This window comes from Variovorax nivicola (assembly GCF_051216475.1).
GTDB lineage: Bacteria > Pseudomonadota > Gammaproteobacteria > Burkholderiales > Burkholderiaceae_C > Variovorax.
The window spans coordinates 700,872-725,602 of sequence record NZ_JBPJZK010000001.1 but is presented as its reverse complement, the minus strand read 5'-3'; the positions used below and the strand labels follow the sequence as shown (position 1 = coordinate 725,602).

Below are 24,731 nucleotides of genomic sequence, written 5' to 3'. Positions count from 1 at the left end.
CAATGCTGAGATCAGCAGATACGAGGCCGGCATCTGGCAAGTCGAGCCCGAGCAATCAGGCCTGTGCGATAGATCGCTAACGAGGAAGAACGCAATGATCGGCTGGTGGATAGTTGTGGCGGCTCAGACGCCTGAGGAACGCGACCGAGCAATCGATACCAGGCCGGCAGTGCTGGCGAATTGGGAGGTTGGGCCAGGCGGAATCGAGTGGCTGCACCAACTCGTCAAAGCAGGCAAAGCCAGCCAGTTGTCATTCAGCGGCTACCCGAACCGCTACACCGCCAATGCGGGTGATGTGCTGCCGCTGCTTGCAGGCGGTCCGCCGGCACACCGAGGCCCTCCAATCATCGGAGACGACTACGTCATGCCGGCGAACTGGAAGGGCAACGTGATCTTCCATCAAGACAAGATCGCAGCCAGCCCGCCCGAGCAGGTACTGACCATCGACGCATGGGACATGTCGTGAGGCCCCTGCAGGTCCATGGCATGACGGTCAAGTTGCGGCGTTTTCGGCCACGGCATTCCGCTCCCAACCCTCGGCCGATGAAACCAGCCATGAGGACCTAAAGCAAAGATTGGTGAAACCAGGGCAGCAGACTCACTCACCAAACCAGAATGTGAGCCAGGAGCATACGGAGACCAGCACAGCCGTTAGTGCGAGTGCATTCGAGCGGAGAAGAACCGTTCGAGCACGTAACAATCGAAAGCTATCTAGCATTGCAGAGTCCTCCTTCTACATGCGGCACCCTTTACGGCAGATTGCCCGCCACCGCTTCGCAAGTCAATTGCCCAATAGTTCGCACTCCGCCACTCTGATCAGGGGGAGCACTTCCGGAGCTCATCACGGCCGGTCAAGCGTTGCAGCGACGGATTGTTTGACGACGTGGGGTGTTCTAGGAGGAAAATCTTGAACATGACCCAGAAAACGAGTCGGAAAAAGGTGCCTCGCCCCGCTTCGCGGCCGCTTGTTCGCGGCGTTTCATCTCGGCGACGGATCGAGGAGCATGCGTTGGAGAACCTACTTAAACGGTTCGATCCAGAGCTACACGGAGGAGAGGTGATGGCCTGGCCACCGCTGGGAGTTGAGGTCTTGCCATGACCACGCAGGAGAAGCGCCGCGATGCAATGACTCAGGCTCTTGCAAACACGCGGATTGCGGGCCATGAACCTACACCACGATTTTTGGCGGACGTCGCTGCGGTGGTTGAGGGCAAGATGACGTATGAGCAGGCCATTCGCACTAGCGCAGCAAGGGCTCGTAGTCGCAATGGCTCAGAACCGTCCGGGCTTCCCAAGACATAGAGCGGCGATCACGCGGTTGTCAGGAGGGGGCCGATACCGCGTGCCCATGTATGGCTGCATAAACAAGTCATTCTTAATGACTTAACCGCTTATGAGCTAAAACTGGCCGTATCCCGGCTTGACCTCGTCAAGGCCACGGGCGTGGCCATCGGCACCGCGATCGCCGTGGGCAGCGGGCCAGCCTGGGCTGGATTGCTTCAAGCGGCCGTGTACCGCAAACCGCCCGCGCCGGTCTGGTGGGCGGGCACCCTGCTCGCGATCGGTGGTGGCGGCCTGATGGTGATGTCGGGATCGGGCGGCGGCCTGCGCGTCGACCTCACCGGGTTGGCGCTGTGCCTGGCCTCGGGGCTTTGCTACGCGATCTACACGCTGGTCAGCCAGCGTCTCGTGAGCCAGTCGCCGCCAGCGACGGTCACGCTGTGGGTCTTCGCGGTGGCCTCCGTGATTGCCATGCCGACCGCACTCTCGATCTTCGGCCCCTTCTCGACCACGCCCTCCGGCTGGGTCCTAGTGGCCTATCTGGGCCTTGTGTCAACCGGCATCGCCTACCTGCTGTTCAGCCATGCACTGCAGCACATCTCCGGCGGCTCGGGCGTCACGCTGGCACTGGCCGAGCCCGTCACCGCCTTCGCGGCTCGCCATTTTCGTCGTGCACGAGCGCCCAGCCCCTTCGGCCTTTGCAGGGCTCGCGATGGTGTTGGCTGGCTTGCTGATCGTGGTGTGGACCGAAGCGCGCAAGGCCCGGTGACACCGCCCTCTGCTCACTCCTGGCCGTGACCACCGGCAGCTTGACACAGAACACCAGCCAGGCGTGCAGGCAGCGGGGTGCGCCGAGCGTTGCCGCAAGCCTCCATGCCGATCAGGCACGGCGGCAGGTTGACGAAGAGCGTCGCCATCTGATCGCACGACTGCGGTGGCACCGGCTCTCTTCAGTTCGATGCGGATGTCACGGGACGGCACTTCGGTAAGCGAACAGCCATTCCATCTTGGCAAATGGGAGCGATCAGTCTCTAGCCACGAGCGATCGAGTCAAGAGTAGACACGGGGTATCCTTGCCTTCCGCTCTACTAGCAGGAGCCTGGACGGCTCCCCATTTCTGCCTTGCAGACATGGCGAGTGGCTGGCTTCAGGCTCGTCCGATCGCTGGATGACTCGCCCTTTTTGAACATGAGCGGATCTGCGAGCCATGCACTTCAACAAGGGGAGCAAAAAATGACAGACCCCAAGCAAATTGTTCGAGACGGCTATGACAAGGTGTCCCTTGCCTATCGAAGTGGCAACGAGGCAGACGAAGACCCCGTCTACTCGCGTTGGACCGCACGTCTTGCCAATGATCTCGAGCCGCCCGCCCGCCTCCTTGACCTGGGTTGCGGCTGTGGCATCCCGACAACCAAAGCGCTTGCGGCACTTGGCAGCGTGGTCGGCGTAGACATCTCGCCAGTGCAGATCGAGCGGGCACGTTCGCTCGTACCAGAGGCCGAATTTTTGTGCGAAGACATGTCAGCGCTTCGTTTCCCGCAGGCCTCGTTCGACGCCGTTGTGGCCTTCTACGCAATCATCCACGTTCCATTGGACGAGCAGCCAGATCTGTTCAAGCGCATTGCGGGATGGCTGAAGCCCGGCGGCCTCTTCGTCTCCACTTTGGGAAGCGGCGCCTGGACCGGTACAGAGAAAAATTGGCTGGGGGTCGATGGTGCTGAGATGTATTGGAGCCATACGGACTCGCGGACTTACAAGGCCTGGCTTGCAGAGGCCGGGATGGACTTGCTGGCCGACGAGCACATCGTCGAGGAGGGCAGCCCGCTAGGCCATCACGTGTTCTACGCGAGACGCAAGAGCTAATCTCTCTCGGGGTCGCCTGAGGGCCGTTGGCTTGGGAGTTCAGGTCGACTATCCGGCCGAACGTCCGCTATCTAGAAAGTTGCGCAGCCGCTCAGGGCCCTCGCTGCCATTTGTGTGGCAGTAGCTCGTCGATGCAGCTGTTCAGGTGCGTCGGCATTCCAATGATGCCGGCAGCGCCCATGCGTTGCCAGGGCAGGCCGAGTACGAGGGCGTCGAGTTGCTCGTGGGTCCGAGACTGCGGCGCGCCGCAGCCGCCACCAGGCCAGGCGAAGCGGCCCTGGTGCAGTCGCCTGGCGGCCAGCCAGATACCGATACCGTCGTGCACCAGGACCTTCATGCGGGTGGAGGCGCGGTTATAGGCGTGGTGAGGCCGAGCGGAGCCGAAGACCTGAACGACACGCGCCAACGCGGTGTCGGTGCCAACGCGCATGTCCATGGGTTCGACACAGAGCCAGACAGCATCGACCCGGATCATCGAAGCCAGTCACGCAACCAGGCTGCGCAAGCTGCGGCGGCCGATGCCGGCCAGACGACTGTGACGGTCGTGCCCGAGCGTTGAAGCTCGATGCGGATGTCACCCTCAATCGCCGGGGCTGTCAGGGCCAAGGGGATGAAGGTCGGCGCGGGTTCCGGCGGGGCTCTTGAGGTGAGACCGCCGGCGGCAGTGTCGGTGGGTTGTGCTGGGCATCGATGACCCATTTGCTCAGCATGTTGGCGTTGAGGCTGTGGGCCAGCGCGACCGCCGCGACGGACACGCCAGGTCGCATGCATTGCGCGATGACCGAAGCCTTGAAGTCCGGGGTGTGCCCGCGCCTGCGTCGCCGACCCATCAAATCGATTCCGTAAGTGTCCATGTGTCCGCTTGAGTTATGCGGACGCGAGGCTCTTACGTGGGGACCCTGAGTCAATATGACTTGGCTGGTCGCTTACGCTTAATCAAACCATCTATCGTCTCCACATCATTCATCGCGGACACGATGCCTGTCGGCTATCAGGCCATCAAGATGACTTCGCTGCGCGCTTACAAAGGAGCGAGCTTCATAGTGCACCGAATACTTTCATGTTCAGCGCCTCATGAAAATCTTTGTGCTCTCGATCTAGCGTTTGGCAGGAGCGCAATCTTTCGGCTGTCTTGAAACAGTTTGAATTTAATGTATCGTTTTACAACAGTGCTTTGCAGGCCGATGCCCAAGGATGACTCAGTTCCTCTTGGCTTGCGTGGCGCCCTTCAACAGTTCAATCCGCCTGACGTGCCATGAAGCTGAACTATCGAGCGATGAAAAAGCCGCAAGTCATCTACCAATGGACGCTAGTCCTATGGGTTGTGCGGTTGTGGGCCACCTCGTGTGTTTCGTGGTTGAAGGCAGTTCGTTACGAACGGACGAGGTGTATGCAAGAGGTCTTTTCTTTCAGGCCGTGGCCTTTGGGTTTTTCCGACTTCCATATTGGATTGGTGGCCTCATTGCTGTCTTGGTCGTTGAAGAAGCTAGCTGTCACACGGGGGCTTCGCTTCTCATCGTCCGAAGGGTTTCCGATCAATCGACTGTCTGAGTAGACCCGTCAAGAACGGATGGTGCTCGACCAGCTTCTTGCCCTGCGCAAACGCACTTGATTCCTCGAGTGTCTGTGCAACGTTGTCGATTGTTGTCGATCAACTGCCGGTCACGGGCGTGCTCGCGCTCCATCCTGAACTCCCAAGAGCCTGACGATCACTTCGTCGTCATGCCTTCTGGATCACCGCCGCATAGGCTTTCACATCAACTCAATCCAACGCAAACATGACACTTTCTCGTCGCACATTCCTAGGGTCGGCCGCCGGCGCAGCCGTAACTGCCATTTCATTGCCTCGCCCAGCCTCTGCTGCCAGTGAGGTCGGAGACGTGGTGGGCAAAATTACAGTCGGCTATCAGGGCTGGTTCGCGTGTACTGGCGACGGTGCCCCGATCAACGGCTGGTGGCACTGGGCTGCGAACATGAGCCAGAGTCCTTCCCCATCCAACAAGGGTATTACCGCATGGCCCGACATGCGCGACTATCCGAATAGCTATCGCACTGCCTTCGCCAATTTTGGCAATGGCTCTCCCGCCAGCCTGTTCTCTTCCTACGACCAGGCGACGATCAACACTCACTTCTTCTGGATGCAGCAAAACGGCTGCGACACAGTAGCCCTCCAGCGCTTCAACCCCACCGGTGGTGAAGGACCCACGCGAGATGCGATCGCGACCAAGGTCCGCAGCGCTGCGGAGACCTTCGGGCGCAAGTTCTACATCATGTACGACGTGACTGACTGGACAAGCATGCAGGCCGACATCAAGGCCGACTGGTCCAATAAGATGGAGGCGCTGGCGGCCTCGTCCGCCTATGCTCGGCAGAACGGTCGCCCCGTGGTGGGCATCTGGGGCTTCGGTTTTACTCCCGGCAACGGCGTTGACCATCACCCATGGTCGGCCGCAGTCTGCCTGGACGTCATCAATTGGTTCAAGAACCGAGGCTGCTACGTCATGGGCGGCGTGCCGACGCACTGGCGAACCGAGACCCAAGACTCCAAGACCGGCTTTCTTGGCGTCTACCACGCCTTCAACATGATCTCGCCGTGGATGGTCGGCCGAATCGCAAGCGTCGCTGACTCCGACAACTTCTACACCAACGTCAATCTGCCGGATCAGGCCGATTGCAACGCCTACGGCATTGACTACCAACCGTGCATTCTCCCAGGCGATCTCAGCAAGCGGCAACGAGTTCATGGCGACTTCATGTGGCGGCAGTTCTACAACATGAAGCGGCTGGGCGCCCAGGGCTTCTACATCTCGATGTTCGATGAGTACAACGAGGGCAACCAGATCGCGAAGACCGCAGAGACCGTTAATTTTGTTCCGACAAACTCGGGCATGCTGCCCCTGGACGAGGATGGCACGGCCTGCTCCGCCAACTACTATTTGCGGCTCACGGCCGATGGTGGAAAGATGCTGAAGGGACAGATCGCGCTCACCGCGACCCGGCCTACCCGACCTGTTCTCAGCGGCGGGAGCAGCAGCACCGGCCAAGTCATCTGCCTGCTTGCGCCAGCCAGCAACCGCTACGTGACTGCGGAAGATGCGGGAGCTTCCTCTCTGATTGCCAATCGCAGTGTCATTGGCGGCTGGGAACAGTTCGATTTGCTGGATGCCGGCAACGGCACCATCGCGCTGCGGGCTCGTGCCAACGGACTCATCGTCTGCGCCGAGAGTGCAGGCGCCTCCCCGCTGATTGCCAACCGAACCAGCGTCGGACCATGGGAGAGTTTCCGGCTAATTACCAATGCCAATGGCACCGTCAGCTTCCAGGCCGTTGTAAATAACCTGTATGTGACGACGGGGAACGCCGGCGCTTCCGCACTGACCGCAAACCGCACGGCCATCGGCGTCTCGGAGCAATTCGTCCTGATTACCGGTTGAGCGTCGACAGAGATTTCCGCATCATTGTTGGCTGGAGTCATGGGATGGACACCCCCTTTTTTTAACGAGGGGGATGGTGTTGGGTAAAGCTGTGAAGCCCTCAACACTTCCAGGAGATCAGCCATGACAACCGTTCGCGTGGGTCTTGATTTAGCCAAGAACGTCTTCCAGGTGCACGGTGTCGATGACCCTCTGCGGTTCATCCGGTGCGGCGCCGCTACCTGAACCTTGGCCTTGGCCTTGGCCGCGGCCTTGGCCTTGGCCTTGGCCTTGGCCTTGGCCGCGGCCGCGGCCAGTGTGATATCGGATCCGGCGTCAGAGTGCCGCAAAGCGCGCCATGGTCTCTTCCAGCATGTCCTCCCGGCGTGCGGGTGTCTTCCCCGCCGGGTTGGAAAAGTTCATCCATCGCAGGTTCTTTACACCTATCTTTCGGAAAGTGCCGCGAAAGAATATCTTGGTGATCGGATTGCCGAAGAGCCAGCGGTACAGGAAATCCGGCGTTGCCATGACAGTCAGCAGCGTGACGCCTCGAAGGTTCTTGAGCCCGTTCTGAAAAGGCCTTCCGGGCTTTGTCTCGGAGTAGACGATCCCCTTGGTCATGACCTTGTCGATGAAGCCCTTGGTCATGGCCGGCATCGACTCCCACCAGATGGGGAACGCGAACACCACGTGATCCGCCGCGCGCAATCGCCGCTGATAGTCGAGCGCGGCGGCATCGACCACGGTCTTGTTTCGCCAGGCGGCAAGGTCCGCGGCCGTCATGACGGGATGGAAACCATCGGCATGCAGGTCGATGACATCGACTTCATGCCCCGCCCGCACGAGCCCGCGAATGGCGGCCGCAGTCAGGGCCGCCGTGAAGCTGCGCTTGTGGGGTGCGTTTTCCGACGCACCCAGCGCATAAGGATGGTCGAACACGATCAGCACTTTCATGGTTCTGGGTCCTCATTGACAAGCCGCCTTGCGGCGACGAAAAAGTAACAGTACAATTGTACCGATACTATTCAATAAGACAATCCCGATGGAACAAGACGGTCGTTTCGCGCGTGGCGAGGCACGCAGGCTGTTGCTGCTCGATGCAGCGGTGCGTGTGATCGCGCGCGAGGGCACAGGCAGCCTCACGCATCGGGCTGCGGCGGCGCAGGCCGATGTCTCGCTGGCATCCGCCACCTACCATTTCCCCAACATTGAAGAGTTCAGGCGCGCCGTGTTCGATCACGCGGGATCGCGCATCGGACTTGCCTTCCGCGCCGTTCTGGAAGCAGGAGATGTTCAGCTGGCAGACATTCCGAGGGTCGTTGCCGAATTCAGCGCTTCGCTGACAACGGTGCGTCGCGAAGATACCGTCGCCATCTTCGAGATGATCGTGGCAACGGTCCATCGCCCTGAGCTGCGATCGGTGATCGAGGTTCTCGACAACCGGCTTGCCGATCTGCTCGCACCGTATGTGGGCAACCGCCGCGAGGCATTGACGGTCACGGCGGCCATCCAGGGACTCATCCTCACCGCTCTGGCCTCGAACACTCCCGCGAACGCCTTGCGGGTATCGATCGAAGACCTAGTCTGTCGGTTTCGCCACACCCCGGATAACGCTGCGCGCCACGCGCCCGGTAAAAAGAGAAAGGACAAAAACCCATGAACACACTCCTTGCTGCCCTGAGCGGATTGGCGTGGACCATCGTCTACATTGCAGCGATTCGCATCGGTCTACGCCAGCGCACCTATGCCATGCCCATTGCGGCACTCGGCCTGAACCTTGCCTGGGAGTGGATCTACGCAACGCACGGCCTGATGTTTCGCCCCCAGCCGCAGGCTTGGATCAATCTCGTGTGGGCGCTTGCAGATACCGGCATTCTTTTCACCTTCTTCCGATACGGAAGAAGTGAATTCCCTCGCTTCGTCAGCGGGCCACTCTTCGTCGCCGCTGGGGTGGGCATGGTCGCGGTGTCGTTTGCAGTGCAGGGCCTCTTTGTTCTGGAGTTCGGAATGGCCGGTATGCAGGCCGCCCGTTACTCGGCATTCCTGCAGAACCTGCTCATGTCGGGACTGTTTATCGCGATGTTCGTTGGGCGGCGTGGTGCACGAGGACAAAGCCTCGTGATCGCCATTGCCAAGTGGATCGGAACGCTGGCGCCTACGATCACTTTCGGTGTTCTGCTCGACCTCCCCTTCATTCTCGGCATCGGCATCCTCTGCTCGGTCTTCGATCTCGCGTACATCGCCTTGCTTGTGTGGGCCAGACGAAAGCCACAGATGTTCACCGCGGAATCTCGTCCACTCGAACGTTAAGGCGCGATGACTCGAACTTGTAGCCCACGCCGTAGATCGACCGGATCGTCACCTGTCCGCTGCTGGCCACGACGAGCTTGCGGCGCAGGTTCTTGACATGGCTGTCGACGGTGCGGTCGGTGGCGGCGGGCCCGCCGGTGTAGAGGTGATTAAGCAGCGTGTCCCGAGGAAATACCCGTTCTGGCGTTGCTGCAAGCACCCTGAGAAGCCGGAACTCGATCCGCGTCAATTCAATGGGTGCGCCGTACCACCAGGCGCGGTAACCATCGTCATCGATCTCCAGTGCATGTTCCTTGCGGGAGGCGAGACCGGTACGGCGCAGCATTGCTTTGACACGCGCAACGATCTCGCGGGGACTGAACGGCGTCTTGCAGATGTAGTCGTCTGCACCGATATCGAGCCCGGTCAAACGGTCAGCTTCTTCGACCCGGGCGGTGAGCATGATGACAGGCACGTTGCTGAATTTTCTGAGCTCGCGGCACACGATCAAGCCATCCTGCCCGGGCAGCATGAGGTCGAGCAGGACCAGATCTGGTCGATGTGCTTTCACTGAAGGCAACACGTCCCGTCCGTCGGCGAGCCACGTCCAAGCATACCCCGACGCATGAAGATATTCGCCGATCAGCGCGGCCAGTTTCGGCTCGTCCTCGACGATCAGGATGTGCCCATCCGTTTCAGGATTGACGACTGTCATTCAGAAGCCTCCGAGCATTGCGTGTTCGCCTGCGGCAGGTGCAACGCAAGCCACAAGCCACCCAGCGGCGAGAGCCCGGCCTCGATACGGCCGCCGTGTGCCTCGGCGAGGCTGCGGCAAATGGCCAACCCCAGTCCGGCGCCACCGCTGGCCCGATTGCGCGAGCTTTCGCCACGGAAGAATCGTTCGAACAGGTGTGGAATGAGGTCCTCGTCGACACCCGGTTCGGAATCCATGAAATCGATGATGAGTTGGCCACTCTCTTCGCGCGCGCAGATCCGCAGAAGACCACCGGCATTGGTGTAGCGGCAGGCGTTCGACAGCAGATTGTTGAAAAGCTGCTGCATCCGCCGCTCGTCGGCAAGCACGATGAGCGGCTCTGGCGACAGTTGCATATCGACCTCGATATTCGCATCCATGAATCGACCGCGAAATGCATCGACAGCAAGTTCGAGAATTTCTCTCAGGTCGCTCTCGACCTTGAAATAGATCAATGCGCTCACGTCTGCCAGCGAGAGGTCGTAGAGGTCGCCCACGAGCTTGTTCAACAGATCGACCTCATGCTGCAACGAGCGCACCGCGTTCATGTTCAGAGGACGCACACCATCCCTCCATCGCTTCCAGCTCGCCATGCAGTACGCCCAGCGGCGTACGCAACTCGTGCGATACATCCGCCACGAACGCGCGCCGCATCTCCTGGTTGCGCTGCAGGGAATAGGCCAGCGAATTGAAATCGCGCGCCAGCTGGCCCACCTCGTCCTGCGAAGCGACATCGACCCGGCTGGCATAGTCCCCCGCAGCAAGCCGGTGCGTTGCCGCGGCAACGCGCCTGACAGGCGCCAGCAATGCCCTGGAAATCCACCAGGCAATACCTGCAGCCATCAACACCGCGAGGCCACTGACGATCCAACTGGTGCGCGCCTGACTTCTTTGAAAACGGCGATCGCTGGCTTCGCTCACGCCTTCGAACGGAACCATGACGAGCCAGCCGACCGTCGCGCCGTCAACCACGACCGATCGCTGCGCCGCTCCCTCGGTCGCCTTTCTGAGGCCGGCGATGACGTTTCGCTGCTCGTCGAGCAAAAGCAGCCTTGGCATCGCCCCGGGTGAACCCGCCAACGGTGAGCGCACCGATCCGACAGGAAATTCCGCCGATGCAATCGGTACCCGACCCGGTCGAACCAGCCTGAGCCATTCGAGTGGGTTGCCGCGCAGGAAATCCCAACTTCCATGCTGCTTGTAGGCGGCCACCACGCCCGGCAGTGCGGCATCCATGCGCTCGACACCTTGTTCATTGAGGTATCCGACGAAGCCCCGCGAAAAGTTCCAGTTCGAGACCGCACCAATGGTCACGACGGCAAGGACGACCGTCGCCAGCACGGCAAAGAAAAGCCTGGTGGTGATGTTGAGTTTCATTGGGGCGATTTTTTGGAGGACAACGCAGCGGACGGTCGCTTCTCCGAACTCTCTGCACATTGTTTGTGCACCATCGTGTCGTCTGGTTCAAGTTGTCCGTGAATTCTCTTCCGACGCACCTGCTTTCCCAGGAATCATCTTGCCGCTCCCCTCGAATCATCAAGCTCGCATCCTTCTTTCCCGCGCCTTTGCGGCGCTTGTCTTTCTTCTGATTCTGGTGACCCGGAGTGTTCATCGCGGAACGATTGCCGGCGAACTGCTTTCTTTCGCGGGCCTGTTGCTGGTGACGATCGCCGTGGTGGGCCGGCTCTGGTGTTCGCTGTACATCAGCGGATACAAGAACACGGAGTTGATCACCGCCGGCCCCTACTCCTTGACTCGAAATCCGCTCTACTTTTTTTCGTTTCTCGGCTTCGTCGGCGTCGCCTGCACCACGCAGACCTTCAGCCTTGTGGCCGTGATCACTTTGGCGTTCGGGCTCGGCTACCCGGTCACGATAAGAAACGAGGAGATTTTTCTACGGCAGAAGTTTGGCAAGGCGTTCGACGACTTCTGCGCAAGAACACCCAGGTTCTTTCCCAACTTTCGCAACTACCTGGAGCCCGACACCTGGGTGGTCTACCCCGGGCGCTTCCGGCGGACGCCGCGCGATGTGGTGTGGTTCATCTGGCTGGTAGCAATTGTCGAGCTGGTTCTGTCCATCAAGCAGGATGCGGGCTCTCCCGCTCTGCTTGTCCTGTTCTGACAAGGGAGACCCATGCGGATCGATCGCGTGAACTGCGCCATTCGCATTGGCCGGTTCGCGCTCATCCGGCTTGTTCATCGAATGAGATTCATGTTCAGGCGTCGCAAGGGAAGTCCCGCGAGCGCGGCGGCACTGCTCGCTCTGTGGGCGGTAGCCCTCATGCATCAAGCCCCCTCTCCGCCGACCATTTCGGAGACGGCACGGCCTTGCAGCCTCCGCCATCCCGCTTATGTCTTCACTGATGTTCCATCGCGCAACTGGCTGATCTGCGATCCGTTTTCACGCTGACCCTCTCCTGGCGATGCTGGTGGCCTCGGCGACGGTCCATGCCTGGTGGATGTGCGCCAGATCTTGGATATCGGAACGCGCGGCAGCAGCATCTCGATGGACTGGAGTTCATGATCTACCTGCCCGGTGGTCCAGACCGAGCGAGTTACCTTGACGCACACGATCTCGCGATCAACTCAATCGGCATCCGTGGCCCGTTCTTGACGCGCTGTCGGCTGTTGCACGCCTGAACTGAAATCGCAGCAACGTCGTGCAACCTCGGCAACCACGTGCCCCAGCGCGGCATGTGACTGCTTCAAGAAAATCGCGTCGTAGCGAACCGCCGGTACCGGTGGATCGGTCATCACGATTTGCATCAGTCCGTTCTGTACCTGCTGCCTGAAAAGATCGACCGGAAGCAGGCTCACGCCAACCCCGGCCGCTACCAGGCCACCCACCGCGACCGCATTGTTGCCGCCACAAATACGCTCGGGATTGACGCCCGCACTCTCGAAGCTCCTTGAACTCATGATCGTGATGATGGAGACCGGCGCCTGGTCGATGACGGGAACGGTACTCAATTCACGCAACGGCACCGTGCGCTTGCTGTCGAACTCGCCGGGGCGACAAAACCAGGCGAAGCGAGCACTGCCGAGCGTCATCCGCGCGACCGATGCGGGCAGCTCTGGCTCGGGCAGGATCGCGAGGTCGAGTCTTCCATCGATCACCTGCTCCTGCAGCGGTCCGGACATGTCGACATGGGGTTGCAGGATGACGTTCGGAAAAGATGCGCGCATCTGCTGCAGGAACTCCGGGAACCAGGTCAACGCAACCAGTTCCGTCAGGCCGATGTGCAGCACACGAGCCATTTGGCGACCGGCGTCCTGGTAGGCCTGCAATCGGCCAATGCTGTCCAGCAAGCCCTCGCACAGCGCGTACATCTCGTGCCCCTTCCCGGACAACCTCGCCTTCTTGCCGCCCCCTTCGAACAAAGGGGCAGCGGACTTCGCTTCGACATCCTGCAGCCGCTTGGTCGCCGCGGACTGGGTGATATGGAGCTTGTCGGCCGCCCGCTGAACGGTACCGAGCTTCGCTACCCAGTAGAACGTCTCGATCTGTTTGACGGTCAGCATCGTTATTCAGCTCCTTGGGTCAGCGGGTCGCGTGCGTCCGCGTCCTGATAGCGTGTTCCATAGTTGCACGTTGCACGCGCAAGCGACAAGACCTTGCGATGGAACGGTGTCAATGCATCGGGCCGCGCGACGGCGACGTAGCGCACAGGCGGCATCGCAGGCGCTACGTGGACTTCGCGCAGCATGCCCAGCGCCACGAGTTCGCATGAGATGGCGTTGGGCAAGCAGGCGATACCCAACCCGGCGCTTGCCATGCCGCCGAGTGCGGAAAAACTATTGCAGGTCAGGATGCTGCGCGGCTGCACACCGTTGCGTTCAAGCCATTTGCTCATGACCTGTCCGACCACCGAGTCGGCAGACTGGGACAGCAATGTCAATTGGCCGAGCTCCGACACAGCGAGCCTGCGTCGCTTCAGCTCGAACGCAGGACTGCAGTACCAACCGTTGCGCACGCTGGCGAGTGGAACCCTCCACATATCCGCCCAGCGCGGCGTGTCGGGCACGATGGCCAGATCCAACTGCGCGAGCCTGAGCTTTTCGTAAAGATCTGCAGCGATGCCGCCAACTTCCAGTTGGACATCCACCAGCGGGTAGGTAGAGCGCAGTGCATCGATGAAGCCAGGCAACCAGGTGAGCGCCGCAAGTTCAGTCACGCCCAGTCTCAACGAGCGGCGCAGTATTTTCTCGCTCGCATACTGGCTCAACAGGGCATCGCGCTGCTGAAGAATCGTGCGCGCTTGCGAGAGGATCTCGAGGCCGTCGACGGTCAGTCGTGCCGATCGCGACGCGCGGTCGAACAGCGGATTCGGGAACTGCCCCTCCAGTTCGCGAACGTGGCGCGACACGCCCGACTGGACGCTGCCGAGCTTGCGGCCAGCGGCCTCGAACGACCCCATGTCCGCAATCGCGACCAGTGCCTCGAGTTGAAGAAAGGTGATCTGGTGCGCCAATCTGTTCTCCCAAATTAATCACATTTTGGAATGAAATGTCATGCGAAATTATCTCTTTATTTTGCATTTCATTCCACCAAGAATACGACCTCCAAGCCGCCGCAATGCCGGTCGAGCTCCTCAGGAGCTCGCAATTGCGTTTTGAAGCACCCCCCCCTGTTTTTGGAGATCACATGAAATCGTCTGGCAAGCTGATCGCAGCGCTGTTCGCGCTCCCCCTGGCCCTGCTCGCGGGCACCGTACGGGCCGACCAACTCACAGATATCAAGGCGCGCGGAACGCTGGTATGCGGGGTGCTGGCCAACTTCGAGCCCTTCGGCTTCCAGGATTCGACGTCACGAGAAATCGCCGGCTACGACATCGACTACTGCAACGGCGTCGCGAAGGCTCTGGGCGTCAAGCCCACGCTGCAGGTGGTGTCGATGGATGCGCGAATTCCCGAGCTGCTGCAAGGCCGTGTCGACGTCCTGGCCGCGGTGCTCGGCTACTCGCCTGCGCGCGCCGAACAGATCGCATTCACGAATCAGTACTACGTCGCCAAGCAAGTCATCTCGGTGAAGACCGGCGGCCCGTTCAAGGTGCGGGACGACCTCGATGGAAAGCGCGTCAGCACGATCAAAGGCTCCAGCAACATTGCGATCATGGGGCAGGTCATGCCTACCGTTCAACTCGTCAGCTATGACGATTCGCCATCCGCGTTCCTGGCCATGGTGCAAGGCAAGGTCAATGGTTTCGTCGTTACCGAACCCATCATGCATCGCTTCGCCGCCAAGCTCGGCCAGAACATCAACGTCGAAGCGCTGTCGCCGCCGGTAGGCCGCGAATACTGGGGACTCGGCATCAAGAAGAGCGAGCCGGCGTTGCTCGATGCAGTGAACAACGCGCTGAGCGGAATGGAGAAATCCGGCGAAGCCCAGCAGATTTTCGACAAGTGGCTTGGTGCCAAGACGATCTATCGGATGCAGCGAGATTTCAAGAGCGCGCCGATCAAAGGCTGATCGTCAAGCCGTCATGTGTGCCGAGGACTACTCATGTTGACGCATCTCGACTTCGCGAGCATCTTCGCGGGCCCGAATCTGAAACACCTCGTGTGGGGAGTGCAGTACACCGCACTGCTCACGCTGACGAGCTGGGTACTCGCGGTTTCGCTGGGCACCGCAATGGCGACGCTGCGCACGACCGGCAACCCGCTCTTGGAGAAGCTCGTTGCCGGCTACGTTGCCTACCATCAGAACGTACCGATGCTCGCGCAGTTGTTCCTCTGGTATTTCGGGTTTCCGACGCTGCTGCCGGAAGCCGCTCAGGCATGGATCAACGCGCATGGGGGCGAATTCATCTTCGCGTCGATTTCCATCGGCCTGTGCATGGCGGCGTACTACTCGGAAGACATCAGAAGCGGCCTGCGGGCGGTGTCGACGGGCCAGCACGAGGCCGCTCGTTCGCTGGGCTTGAGCTTCGTGAAGTCGATGCGCTACGTGATCCTGCCGCAAGGCTTTCGCATCGCAATGCCGCCGTTCATCAACCATACGGTGGTGCTTTTCAAGAACACCAGTCTGGCCATGGCCATCGGAGTTGCCGAGATGACGTACGCGGTACGCGATATCGAGAACCAGACTTTCAGAACCTTTGAAATCTATCTCGTCGGAACGGTCTTCTACGTGGCCGTTTCATTGGGCTTGATGGGTTTGGGGGCCGCGATCACGCGCCGCACCCGTGTCATGGCGAGATGAACGATGTTTGACATCCTGGTCCACAACGGGCAGTTCCTGCTGCTCGGGCAATATCCCAACGGACCGATCGGCGGTCTTGCGCTCACGCTGATCCTCGCGCTGCTCGGCCTCGTCTTCGCGTTTCCGCTCGGCGTGCTGCTGGCGTTGTGCCGGGTTTCGTCCTACAGGGTGTTGAGCGTGTCCTCGGCGGTACTCGTCTACATCGTGCGCGGCGTGCCGCTCGTGATGCTGGTGTTCTGGAGCTATTTCCTGGTGCCGGGGCTGATCGGCCATCTCGTCAGCGCATTCACGACCTTGGTCGTCACGCTGGTGATCTATCAGGCGACCTACCTGTGCGAGATCGTCCGGGCGGGCATCGAGTCGATACCCAAAGGGCAGACCGAGTCCGCACGCTCGCTCGGCATGAGCTACGGGTCGACGATGCGTCACGTGACGCTGCCGCAGGCGCTGTACAACATGCTGCCGAGCATTCTGAGCCAATGCGTATCGACGGTGAAGGACACGTCGATCGGCTATGTCATCAGCGTCCAGGAGCTGACGCAGCCGTTTCAGGTTTTTTCGATCCTCGCGCTGACCTACTTCGTGGTGTGCTATTCGCTCACCCGATGCCTGCAGGCAGTCGAACGGCGCATCTCGCGTCGACGCACTGCGAGGAAAACACCCAACGTCAGGAACCTCATCGATGATTCAGTTCTCCAAAGTCAATAAGTGGTACGGCGAGTATCAGGCGCTCGTCGACGTCACCGCCGAGGTGAAGCGAGGCGAGGTGGTGGTCGTGTGCGGCCCTTCGGGGTCGGGCAAGTCGACGCTGATTCGTACCGTCAACCGCCTCGAGGAAATTCAAGGCGGCGAGATCACGGTCGACGGAACGAACGTCCATCAGGCTTCCTTGAACCTGAACCGGTTTCGCACCCGTGTCGGCTTCGTGTTTCAGCAGTTCAACCTGTTTCCTCATCTGTCGGCGCTCGACAACGTATGCCTGGCGCCGATGAAGGCCGCCGGAAAAAGCCGTGCGGACGCGAAGCAGCAGGCATTGGCGCTGCTCGATCGCGTGGGACTTGCCAGCAAGGCGGACTCCTATCCGCAGCAGTTGTCCGGAGGACAGCAGCAACGCGTCGCGATTGCCCGCGCGTTGGCAATGGAGCCGCCGGTCATGCTGTTCGACGAGCCGACAAGCGCCCTCGATCCTGAGATGGTCGGCGAAGTGCTCAACGTCATGAAATCGCTCGCGAGAGACGGCATGACCATGATGTGCGTCACCCATGAGATGGGGTTCGCGCGCGAGGTGAGCGACAGCGTCTGGTTCATGGATCACGGCGCGATTCTCGAAGTAGCCGATCCGCAAACGTTCTTTCGATCGCCGGAACACCCGCGCGCGCAGGCATTCCTGTCCGACCTGCGCCACTAGCCAATCGTCGTCGAAGCGAAGCCGCTCCCTGGTGAGATTCATGCCACCTGGCGGCTGCGCTACGCCCCAACCATGACTCTATGACAACACGCAACATGATCAACCCAATTACCGCGGACCTGGTGCCGGCGGTCGCAACACCCTGCTTCGTGGTGATGGAAGACCGCGTTCTGCACAATCTGCAGATCACTGCGCAAGCTTGCGGCGGCGTCGATCGCCTGATGCCGCACGTGAAGACCCACCGCGCTGCGTGGCTCGTCGCCTTGCTGCTGGCCAATGGTGTCGAAGCCTTCAAGGCCAGTACGCTTGCCGAGGTCGAAATGGTGCTGGCCGCAGGCGCCACGCGCGTCACGTGGGCGTTTCCGACCGTCAATCCACAGAACATCGGCCGCTTAATTGAACTGGCCACGGTATTTCCGAGGGCTGAACTCACGGGCTTGGTCGATTCCCCCGAGGGACTCGACACCTGGGCCCGCCTGCTCGACGGCGCTGCGCCTTCGATTCGCCTGCGTGTCGACCTCGATCCGGGGATGGGCCGCACGGGAGTCCCGATGGACCAGGCCGCGCTCGAACTCGCGCGCGCGGTCGCCCGGCTCGGCCGGCTTGCAGGGTGGCATCTCTACGACGGCCACATCCGCGGCGAGTACGACGAGCGCAAAGTTGAAGTTCAAAAGCTTGCCCATGCCCTGGAGGCTCTGCAGTCGAGCCTGCGCGATGACGGCATCGAGGTCGATGTGGTCGGAGCCTGCAGCTATACGTTCGACCTCTGGCCGCGCTCGGTGATGCGTCATGTGTCGCCCGGCACCTGGGTGTATTCGAACGCCCAGCACCTGAGGGAGCTTGCGCATCACAACTGGGTTGCGGCCGGGTTTGTGTTGACGACGGTTGTTTCCACACGCAATGGCACCTCGACGCTGGACGCCGGCAGCAAGGCGATCTCGCCGGACAAGCCGATGAGACAGCGCTTTCAAGACGTCGGCGAGATCGTGATGATGAACGAAGAGCACACGGTGATCGGCAACGACACCCTCGAAACCGGCGATCGACTGTTGCTGGTCCCGGAGCACACGTGTACCACCGCCTACCTGTACAGCAACGCACTGGTTCGATCCCTGGACGGACAGTGGGAATATCGCGATCAGCTTGGCAACGAGCGTTCGGTCGTTGCATTGACGCGGTCATCGCCCGAGCCGAAAAAGCGCCCGTCCACGGGCGGGCACTACAGCCTGTGGCGCCGTGCAGGTGGCCTGATCTTTGTTGCGGGGCAAGTTCCACGAGATCCTGCACGAAACATTCTTGGCGACACGATCGAAGAGCAAACGGTCGCTGTGCTCAACAACTTGCGTCTGGTCCTGGAAGACGCCGGCACTGATTTCAGCCGCCTTGTCCGTCTGCAGGTTTATCTGTCCGAGATCAGCGAATTCCAGCGCTTCAACGCCGTGTACGCCGAAGTGATGGGCAGTGCCGCTCCCGTGCGAACCACCATCGGATGTGCATTGAACGGCGTGCGTATCGAAATCGACGCTGTCGCGGAGCCTGGCAACGGGTCGATCGGCGCGCAGCGCTAACCAGGCCACCAGTTTTTGATAGGAAGAGAAAATGGATCTACAACTGAAGGACAAGACCGCGCTCGTGCTCGGCGGTGGTGGCGGGCTCGGCAGCGTCATCGCGCGAACGCTTGCGGCCGAGGGCGTACGCGTTGCCGTTGCCGACATCGATCTGGAGGCCGCCGAAAAGACCGCGCAAGCGGTGAGAGAAGCGGGCTCGCATGCCATCGCGCTTCAATGGGATCTCGCAGATCTGTCTACCGTGGACAGTCATGTCACCCGCATCGAGAACGAACTGGGATCGATCGACGTACTGGTGAACAACACCGGAGGGCCGCCGCCAACGCCGGCCCACGGACAGGATCCTGCTTTGTGGCGCAAGCATTTCGAGAGCATGGTCCTGTCGGTGGTATCCATCACCGACCGGGTACTTCCGGGAATGCGCCAACGTGGCTTTGGCAGGGTGATCACCAGTGCGTCATCGGGCGTTGTCTCGCCCATACCGAACCTTGGCTTGTCGAACGCATTGCGGATGTCCCTGGTCGGCTGGTCGAAAACGCTTGCGCGAGAAGTCGGTCGCGACGGCATCACATGCAACGTCGTCTTGCCTGGGCGCATCGCCACGGATCGCATCCGCTTTCTCGACAACGCCAAGGCCACGCGCGAAGGGCGATCGGTCGAGGAGATTGCGGCCGACAGCACGGGATCGATTCCAGTGGGCCGGTATGGCGAGCCGCAAGAGTATGCGGACGTGGTTACCTTCCTCGCAAGCTCTCGCGCTTCATACATTACCGGCTCGACAGTCCGGATCGATGGCGGCCTCATCGCCAGCGTCTGATCATTTTCAATTGAAGTTTCTCACCATGACCATCGACTCCCTGCAACTCGACGAAAAGATCATCACCGCCCTCTCGGGCATATCGACAGCCACGCTGACGACGGTTCTGCTCAAGCATGGCCTTCGCAACGTGTGGCTTCGCGGCACCCGTCCGATAGCGGAGGGCCAGCCGCGACTTGTCGGCCGCGCATTCACCCTGCGTTTCGTGTCGGCCCGGGAAGACCTTGCAACCCCCGCTTCGTGGGGCTCCCCCATTTCAACCCGCGCGGCGATCGAAGCAATGCCGCACGGCTGCATTGCCGTGGTCGGAGCATTGGGCGTCACCGATGCCGGAATCTTCGGCGACATCCTCTGCGCACGGATGCACAAACGCGGCGTTGCAGCGCTCGTGACGGACGGTGTGGTTCGCGATATTGCCGGCGTACTGGGCACCGGCCTGCCCGTGTGGTGTCAGGGAACCGCATCCCCGCCGTCCGTGGCCGGCCTGACCTTTGTCGGTTGGCAGGAACCCATCGACTGCGGTGGCGTTGCGGTATTTCCAAACGACGTGATCGTGGTCGACCAGGACGGCGCAGTGCTCATTCCCGCCGCGCTCCTGGACGAGGTGGTGGCGGCATCGGTGGAGCAGGAGCGGCTTGAGAACTGGATCATGAGCGAAGTCGAGGCTGGCGCCGCGCTGCCTGGCCTTTACCCGCCGAATGAGCCAAACAGGGCTCGCTACGAAGCAGCCCGAATATCGTCGGGCGGTGTCGGCGCCGATTCCATATAGACCACTTGCCCCGTCGAGACTGGCGAATTGGAGCGGCGCCAAAAATAGCCTCGAAGTCGAGGCGCTCGGCGCTTCCTCCTTCGCAGCGATCCTAAGCCCGGATCTTTTTCGATCCGACGTTGAAGTTTCCCGCAGGCACATTGCTGCTGCCCATCGCTGGTTCTTCATCGCGCAATCGTCGCCACAACGTGGCGCGGCTGATGCCAAGAATGGCGCAGGCCTGACGCTGGTCGCCCTGCACCGATTGCAGCACTTCGCGCACACGACGCAGTTCGGCGGCACGCCGTGCGCCCTTGAGCAGGCCATCGCGGACGGGCGCCGGGCGGGCTTGCGTGCATTCCGGGAACACCTCGAGCAACCGCGCGCGGTCCAGCTTGCCGGCGGGTGCGAGGTGGTTGTGGCAAGCCAACAGGCGCTCGACCATGTTCTCCAGTTCACGCACATTGCCGGGCCAGCCGTAGCCGGTGGCCAGCTCCAGCAAGGCGGCGAGCCAGGCCGATGCCTGCGCCGCCTGCACGCCCGCTGCGTTGGCGCGACGCGCCAGCAGGCTGGTGGCCAGGAGTGCGATATCGGCGCCACGCTCGCGCAAGGGTGGCGTCTCGATGCGCAACACCGCGAGCCGGTAGTACAGATCGCGCCGGAACAGGCCGCGATCGACCTGCGCGGCCAGATCGGCATGCGTGGCCGCGATCACGCGCAAGTCCACCGGCACGGCCGCGGTCGCGCCCAGGCGCAGCACCTCCCGCTCCTGCAGCACGCGCAGCAGCCGCGTCTGCAGCGCCAGCGGCATGTCGCCGATCTCGTCGAGGAACAGGGTGCCTGTATGGGCCGCTTCGATCAGGCCGGTCTTGCCACCGCGCCGCGCGCCGGTGAAGGCGCCTTCCTCGTAGCCGAACAACTCACTTTCGAGCAGGCTTTCGCTCAGCGCGGCGCAGTTCACGGCCAGGAACGGCTGCGTCGCGCGGCGACTGGCGGTGTGAATACCCTGGGCCACCAACTCCTTGCCGGTGCCGCTCTCGCCGACGACGAGGACCGTGGCGTCGCTGGCTGCGCACTGCACCGCCAGCTCGCGCACGCGCCGCGCCGCGGCGCTGTCGCCTGTGAAAGCCTCGATCCGGTAGCGCGCGGGCGCACCACGCTGCCGCTGGTTGGCGCGCAGGTGGCGGTCGGCGCGCTGTATGACGGCCGGGTCGCGACACACCAGCAGCGCGCCGGTGACCTCGCCGCTTTCGACGATGGGCGCGCGCCGCACGACCAGCGTGCGCATGCCGATCTGCAGCACTTCCTCGGCTGGGGCTTCGCGCAGGAGCAGCGTGGCGCCGAGGTCCAGCACGGGCTCCACATCGCTCAGCACGCGGCCGGCGAGCTCCGCAACGGAAGCGCCCAGCAGTTCCGCCATGACGGGGTTCAGGGCCTCGATGCGCTGGCGCAGGTCCACGGCGACCACGCCGTCCTGCAACTGGCCGAGGATGGTGCCCAGTCGTTCGTGGCGCGCCCGCTCCGCACGGCTGTGGCGTGCCAAGTGGATGGCGTCCTGCAGCGCCTGGCGCACGGCGTCGTCGGAATACATCAACACGCTGGCGATGCCGGCCTGTTCGGCCAGGTCGGCCACCAGCCCGGGCGAAACCACGGCCTCGATCCCGGCAGCGCGGAGGGCTTCCACGCAGGCAGGCGCATCGTCCGGTCCTCGGTAGCTGAACTGTGCGATGCCCATGCCGAACAGGGCGTCCAGCTGCGCCAGGTGCTCCGATGGTCCCTCGAACGACACCAGCCCCACTTTGTGCGAGATGGCGCGCGCTGCGGCCAGCGCGCGCATCAGATCGAAGCCGCGCACCTCCACCATCGCCACCGGAATGTCCAGGTGCTGGCGCAGCCATTCGCCACTGGCACCCGCGGCCACCACCGCGTCGACGGGGGTGCGGGCGTGCAGCGCGCGCACGGCCGCCACGGCATCGTCGAAGGCATGTCCGACCAGCTCGACATGTGCCTGCCCAGCCACCTCCGGTATCAGCCGCGCCAGCACGCGGCCTAGCCGATGGCGGGCCACGGCCACGATGTGGGGCGGGCGGGGAGTGGCAATGGAGGGTGCGTTCATTTCAGTGAATTTTATTGTTTCATGAATGAAATTCAAATGAGACGGATGACAGGCGTGCAGAGTTGCCAACGGCGACAAATGCCTTTTGAATCAATGGGTTAGAACGGGGAGGGTTTCCCCTTGGGCGCGTGGCACAGCGTTTGCGCAAACGTTGAGGCAACCCCTTGCGGAGCTCTTCTCCGCCAAAACACAGGAGACCAACTTGAATTTCCATCGTCTTTCCCCCGTGATCTGCGCAACCGCCGCCGCGCTGGCTTGCACGCTTCCCTTGACCGCGCAGGCCCAAGCCTGGCCCGCCAAGACAATCCACTTCGTCGTTCCGTTCTCGCCAGGCGGTGCCAACGACCTGATGGCGCGCGCGGCAGCGGAGGGCGCCGCCAAGATACTGGGTCGGCCGGTCATCGTCGACAACCGTCCCGGCGCGGGAGGCTCGCTCGGTGCCGATCTGGTGGCCAGAAGCGCACCCGACGGCTACACCTTCCTGATCAGTGCGGCAGGCGTCATCTCCAACAGCATGATCAAGAAGTCCATTCCCTTCAAGGATGAGGACCTGGTGCCCGTGGTCATGATCGGCCTGGCGCCCTCGGTGGTGGTGGTGCCCAAGTCGGCGCCGTACAACAACCTGCGCGACTTCGTCGAGGCATCGAAGAAGGGCCCGGGCTTCAACTTTGCCACTGCGGGCACCGGCAGCACGCCGCACTTCGTGGCCGAGATGCTCAACGTGAAGTACGGTGCCAAGCTGCAGCCCGTGCCGTACAAGAGCGGCTCGGAGAGCACCACGGCCGTATTGGGAGGACAGGTCGAAGGCACGTCCGAGGCCAGCATCATCGCGCTGCCGCATATCCGGGGCGAAGGCAAGTTCAAGGCGCTGGCCACCACCTGGACGCAGCGCATCTCGGCGTACCCGCAACTGTCCACGGCCGTCGAGCAGGGCTTCCCGGACCTGCAGATCGCGCACTGGGCCGGACTTCATGCGCCGCGCGGCACGCCCAACGACATCCTGGACAAGGTCGCCGCCGCCGTGGACAAGGCCATGCACGAGCCCGCCACCGCGGCAAAGCTCAAGGGCATGGGCATCGAGCCCATGGGCGGCACCCGCCAGGACTTCGTGAAGTTCACCGACGCCGAACGCAAGCGCCTGGGTGAGATCGTCAAGGCTGCTCACATGCAGGAAGAGTGATGAAAAAACTCAAGGCAACCCTTGTCGCCATCGGCAGTGCTTTCACCTTCGGCGCGTATGCCCAGGGCCAGGCATTGCCCTACCCAGATACATCCTGGTCGCAGGGCGACCCCAAGGGCCTCGGCTGGTCGACACAGAAACTGGCGGAGCTTGGGCAGTATCTGAAGACTGTTCCCGAAGGCAGTCTGATGGTCATCGACAAAGGGCAAGTTGTGGCGCAGTGGGGCGACGTCACCAAGCGCGTGAAGCTGAGTTCTGTGCGCAAGAGTTTCGTGAGTGCCCTGTATGGAATCTATGTGCAGGAAGGCCGCGTGGATCTGTCAAAGACGCTCGCGCAAATGGGCATCGACGATGTGCCCCCCTTGACCGCTGCAGAGCGCCAGGCGACTGTGCGCGACGTTCTCGAAGCGCGCTCCGGGATCTACAGGGCTTTCGTGGGAGGGACGCCTGCCATGCGTGCAACGATGCCCGCACGCGGCAGTCATGCGCCCGGCACGTTCTGGTATTACAACAACTGGGACTTCAACGTCGCCGGAGCGATTCTTGAGCAGCAGTCTGGAATCAAGCTTGGAACGGCTTTTCAAGACCGCATCGCCAAGCCGTTGCAAATGCAGGACTTTCGACCAGAGGACCTCTACTATGTGACCGGCGCACCTGGCACGCCTGCAGAAGAGACGTCGAAATATCCTGCGTACCAATTCCGCATGAGCACGCGCGACGTTGCACGCTTCGGCTATTTGCTTCTTCGCGCTGGCAGCTGGACCGGAACGAACATTGTTCCAAGCGCCTGGGTCCGCGAAAGCACGACTTCTTACTCCGACCTCGGCGCAGCGGGCGGGTACGGCTACTACTGGTGGATCAACGACTGGCCGGGCATTGCCGAACCCCACTACAGCGCCAAAGGCGCGCTGGGAAAGAACCTCGTGATATTTCCTCGCAAGGAGATCGTGGTCGTCTACCTGAACCATACCGACTACCCCGAGAACATCAACTCGGTTTCCGAGTCCGAGCTGAAAAATCTCCCTAACATGAAGCCCCCTCAGATGGCAAAGCTCTTGCAACTGATCCTCGAGGCAAGTCCGCAGCAATGAA

26 protein-coding genes are annotated in these 24,731 nt (G+C 61.6%); 17 read left to right on the top strand and 9 right to left on the bottom strand.

The window, feature by feature from the left end; genetic code table 11:
- Positions 1-94 precede the first annotated feature (94 nt).
- The 4 genes from ACSFBF_RS03450 (at position 95) to ACSFBF_RS03435 (ending at position 3,144) form a co-directional block, all read left to right on the top strand.
- Positions 95-466 carry a hypothetical protein gene (locus ACSFBF_RS03450; RefSeq protein ID WP_435464927.1) on the top strand — a complete coding sequence of 124 codons (372 nt, stop codon included), beginning with the start codon at positions 95-97 and terminating at the stop codon, positions 464-466.
- A gap of 629 nt (positions 467-1,095) precedes the next feature.
- The gene (locus tag ACSFBF_RS03445) at positions 1,096-1,302 is read left to right on the top strand and encodes an antitoxin VbhA family protein (RefSeq protein ID WP_435464926.1); all 207 of its coding nucleotides are present in this window, start codon (positions 1,096-1,098) and stop codon (positions 1,300-1,302) included.
- A gap of 141 nt (positions 1,303-1,443) precedes the next feature.
- Positions 1,444-2,079 carry an EamA family transporter gene (locus ACSFBF_RS03440; RefSeq protein WP_435464925.1) on the top strand — a complete coding sequence of 212 codons (636 nt, stop codon included), beginning with the start codon at positions 1,444-1,446 and terminating at the stop codon, positions 2,077-2,079.
- A gap of 435 nt (positions 2,080-2,514) precedes the next feature.
- Entirely contained in the window at positions 2,515-3,144 is a 630-nt protein-coding gene (locus tag ACSFBF_RS03435) for a class I SAM-dependent methyltransferase (protein WP_435464924.1), read from the top strand.
- Between the two features lie 91 nt (positions 3,145-3,235).
- Here ACSFBF_RS03435 and tnpB read toward each other — a convergent pair whose 3' ends face one another.
- Together tnpB and ACSFBF_RS03425 are read right to left on the bottom strand one after the other, a co-directional pair.
- Positions 3,236-3,619: an IS66 family insertion sequence element accessory protein TnpB gene (gene tnpB / locus ACSFBF_RS03430; protein WP_435464923.1), complete on the bottom strand. Its 384-nt coding sequence runs from the start codon at positions 3,617-3,619 to the stop codon at positions 3,236-3,238.
- A 121-nt stretch (positions 3,620-3,740) separates the two neighbouring features.
- Entirely contained in the window at positions 3,741-3,911 is a 171-nt protein-coding gene (locus tag ACSFBF_RS03425) for a transposase (protein ID WP_435465911.1), read from the bottom strand.
- Between the two features lie 1,011 nt (positions 3,912-4,922).
- On the opposite strand from ACSFBF_RS03425, the gene ACSFBF_RS03420 reads away from it, so the two are divergent.
- Positions 4,923-6,578, top strand: a complete 1,656-nt coding sequence (locus tag ACSFBF_RS03420) for a lectin (RefSeq protein WP_435464922.1) — start codon at positions 4,923-4,925, stop codon at positions 6,576-6,578.
- A gap of 315 nt (positions 6,579-6,893) precedes the next feature.
- Here ACSFBF_RS03420 and ACSFBF_RS03415 read toward each other — a convergent pair whose 3' ends face one another.
- Positions 6,894-7,511 carry an NAD(P)H-dependent oxidoreductase gene (locus ACSFBF_RS03415; protein WP_435464921.1) on the bottom strand — a complete coding sequence of 206 codons (618 nt, stop codon included), beginning with the start codon at positions 7,509-7,511 and terminating at the stop codon, positions 6,894-6,896.
- A gap of 88 nt (positions 7,512-7,599) precedes the next feature.
- Here ACSFBF_RS03415 and ACSFBF_RS03410 point away from each other — a divergent pair, with 88 nt between their 5' ends.
- Entirely contained in the window at positions 7,600-8,217 is a 618-nt protein-coding gene (locus ACSFBF_RS03410; protein ID WP_435464920.1) for a TetR/AcrR family transcriptional regulator, read from the top strand.
- Positions 8,214-8,867: a transmembrane-type terpene cyclase gene (locus ACSFBF_RS03405; RefSeq protein WP_435464919.1), complete on the top strand. Its 654-nt coding sequence runs from the start codon at positions 8,214-8,216 to the stop codon at positions 8,865-8,867. Before ACSFBF_RS03410 ends, ACSFBF_RS03405 begins: the two co-directional genes overlap by 4 nt.
- Here the strand turns inward: ACSFBF_RS03405 and ACSFBF_RS03400 are convergent.
- The 3 genes from ACSFBF_RS03400 to ACSFBF_RS03390 are packed head-to-tail and all read right to left on the bottom strand — an operon-like array spanning position 8,836 to position 10,977.
- Positions 8,836-9,561, bottom strand: coding sequence for a response regulator (locus ACSFBF_RS03400; RefSeq protein WP_435464918.1), 726 nt, complete (start codon positions 9,559-9,561; stop codon positions 8,836-8,838). The two genes, ACSFBF_RS03405 and ACSFBF_RS03400, sit on opposite strands and share 32 nt — an antisense overlap.
- The gene (locus ACSFBF_RS03395; RefSeq protein WP_435464917.1) at positions 9,558-10,148 is read right to left on the bottom strand and encodes an ATP-binding protein; all 591 of its coding nucleotides are present in this window, start codon (positions 10,146-10,148) and stop codon (positions 9,558-9,560) included. The genes ACSFBF_RS03400 and ACSFBF_RS03395 overlap by 4 nt, the downstream gene beginning before the upstream one ends.
- Complete coding sequence (locus ACSFBF_RS03390) at positions 10,120-10,977, bottom strand: HAMP domain-containing protein (RefSeq protein WP_435464916.1); 858 nt, start codon at positions 10,975-10,977, stop codon at positions 10,120-10,122. Before ACSFBF_RS03390 ends, ACSFBF_RS03395 begins: the two co-directional genes overlap by 29 nt.
- Positions 10,978-11,116: 139 nt before the next feature.
- Here ACSFBF_RS03390 and ACSFBF_RS03385 point away from each other — a divergent pair, with 139 nt between their 5' ends.
- Positions 11,117-11,722 carry a methyltransferase family protein gene (locus ACSFBF_RS03385; protein ID WP_435464915.1) on the top strand — a complete coding sequence of 202 codons (606 nt, stop codon included), beginning with the start codon at positions 11,117-11,119 and terminating at the stop codon, positions 11,720-11,722.
- 464 nt (positions 11,723-12,186) lie between these two features.
- Here ACSFBF_RS03385 and ACSFBF_RS03380 read toward each other — a convergent pair whose 3' ends face one another.
- Complete coding sequence (locus tag ACSFBF_RS03380) at positions 12,187-13,122, bottom strand: LysR family transcriptional regulator (RefSeq protein WP_435464914.1); 936 nt, start codon at positions 13,120-13,122, stop codon at positions 12,187-12,189.
- A gap of 2 nt (positions 13,123-13,124) precedes the next feature.
- Entirely contained in the window at positions 13,125-14,072 is a 948-nt protein-coding gene (locus tag ACSFBF_RS03375) for a LysR family transcriptional regulator (RefSeq protein WP_435464913.1), read from the bottom strand.
- A gap of 104 nt (positions 14,073-14,176) precedes the next feature.
- Between ACSFBF_RS03375 and ACSFBF_RS03370 the strand changes: the two genes are divergently transcribed.
- From ACSFBF_RS03370 to ACSFBF_RS03340, 7 genes are all read left to right on the top strand, one after another.
- The gene (locus tag ACSFBF_RS03370; protein WP_435464912.1) at positions 14,177-15,070 is read left to right on the top strand and encodes a transporter substrate-binding domain-containing protein; all 894 of its coding nucleotides are present in this window, start codon (positions 14,177-14,179) and stop codon (positions 15,068-15,070) included.
- Between the two features lie 33 nt (positions 15,071-15,103).
- The gene (locus ACSFBF_RS03365; RefSeq protein ID WP_435464911.1) at positions 15,104-15,802 is read left to right on the top strand and encodes an amino acid ABC transporter permease; all 699 of its coding nucleotides are present in this window, start codon (positions 15,104-15,106) and stop codon (positions 15,800-15,802) included.
- 3 nt (positions 15,803-15,805) lie between these two features.
- Positions 15,806-16,510: an amino acid ABC transporter permease gene (locus ACSFBF_RS03360; protein ID WP_435464910.1), complete on the top strand. Its 705-nt coding sequence runs from the start codon at positions 15,806-15,808 to the stop codon at positions 16,508-16,510.
- The gene (locus tag ACSFBF_RS03355; RefSeq protein ID WP_435464909.1) at positions 16,485-17,210 is read left to right on the top strand and encodes an amino acid ABC transporter ATP-binding protein; all 726 of its coding nucleotides are present in this window, start codon (positions 16,485-16,487) and stop codon (positions 17,208-17,210) included. Before ACSFBF_RS03360 ends, ACSFBF_RS03355 begins: the two co-directional genes overlap by 26 nt.
- An 80-nt stretch (positions 17,211-17,290) precedes the next feature.
- Positions 17,291-18,778, top strand: a complete 1,488-nt coding sequence (locus ACSFBF_RS03350; RefSeq protein WP_435464908.1) for a Rid family hydrolase — start codon at positions 17,291-17,293, stop codon at positions 18,776-18,778.
- 31 nt (positions 18,779-18,809) lie between these two features.
- Entirely contained in the window at positions 18,810-19,595 is a 786-nt protein-coding gene (locus ACSFBF_RS03345; protein WP_435464907.1) for an SDR family oxidoreductase, read from the top strand.
- Positions 19,596-19,620: 25 nt separating this feature from the next.
- Positions 19,621-20,364, top strand: a complete 744-nt coding sequence (locus tag ACSFBF_RS03340; RefSeq protein WP_435464906.1) for a ribonuclease activity regulator RraA — start codon at positions 19,621-19,623, stop codon at positions 20,362-20,364.
- A 91-nt stretch (positions 20,365-20,455) separates the two neighbouring features.
- Here ACSFBF_RS03340 and prpR read toward each other — a convergent pair whose 3' ends face one another.
- Positions 20,456-22,459 (bottom strand): propionate catabolism operon regulatory protein PrpR, encoded by a 2,004-nt coding sequence (prpR, locus tag ACSFBF_RS03335; RefSeq protein WP_435464905.1) that lies wholly within the window; start codon positions 22,457-22,459, stop codon positions 20,456-20,458.
- A gap of 226 nt (positions 22,460-22,685) precedes the next feature.
- On the opposite strand from prpR, the gene ACSFBF_RS03330 reads away from it, so the two are divergent.
- Positions 22,686-23,639: a Bug family tripartite tricarboxylate transporter substrate binding protein gene (locus ACSFBF_RS03330; RefSeq protein WP_435465909.1), complete on the top strand. Its 954-nt coding sequence runs from the start codon at positions 22,686-22,688 to the stop codon at positions 23,637-23,639.
- Positions 23,639-24,730 (top strand): serine hydrolase domain-containing protein, encoded by a 1,092-nt coding sequence (locus tag ACSFBF_RS03325; RefSeq protein ID WP_435464904.1) that lies wholly within the window; start codon positions 23,639-23,641, stop codon positions 24,728-24,730. The genes ACSFBF_RS03330 and ACSFBF_RS03325 overlap by 1 nt, the downstream gene beginning before the upstream one ends.
- The last annotated feature ends 1 nt before the right edge of the window (position 24,731 follow it).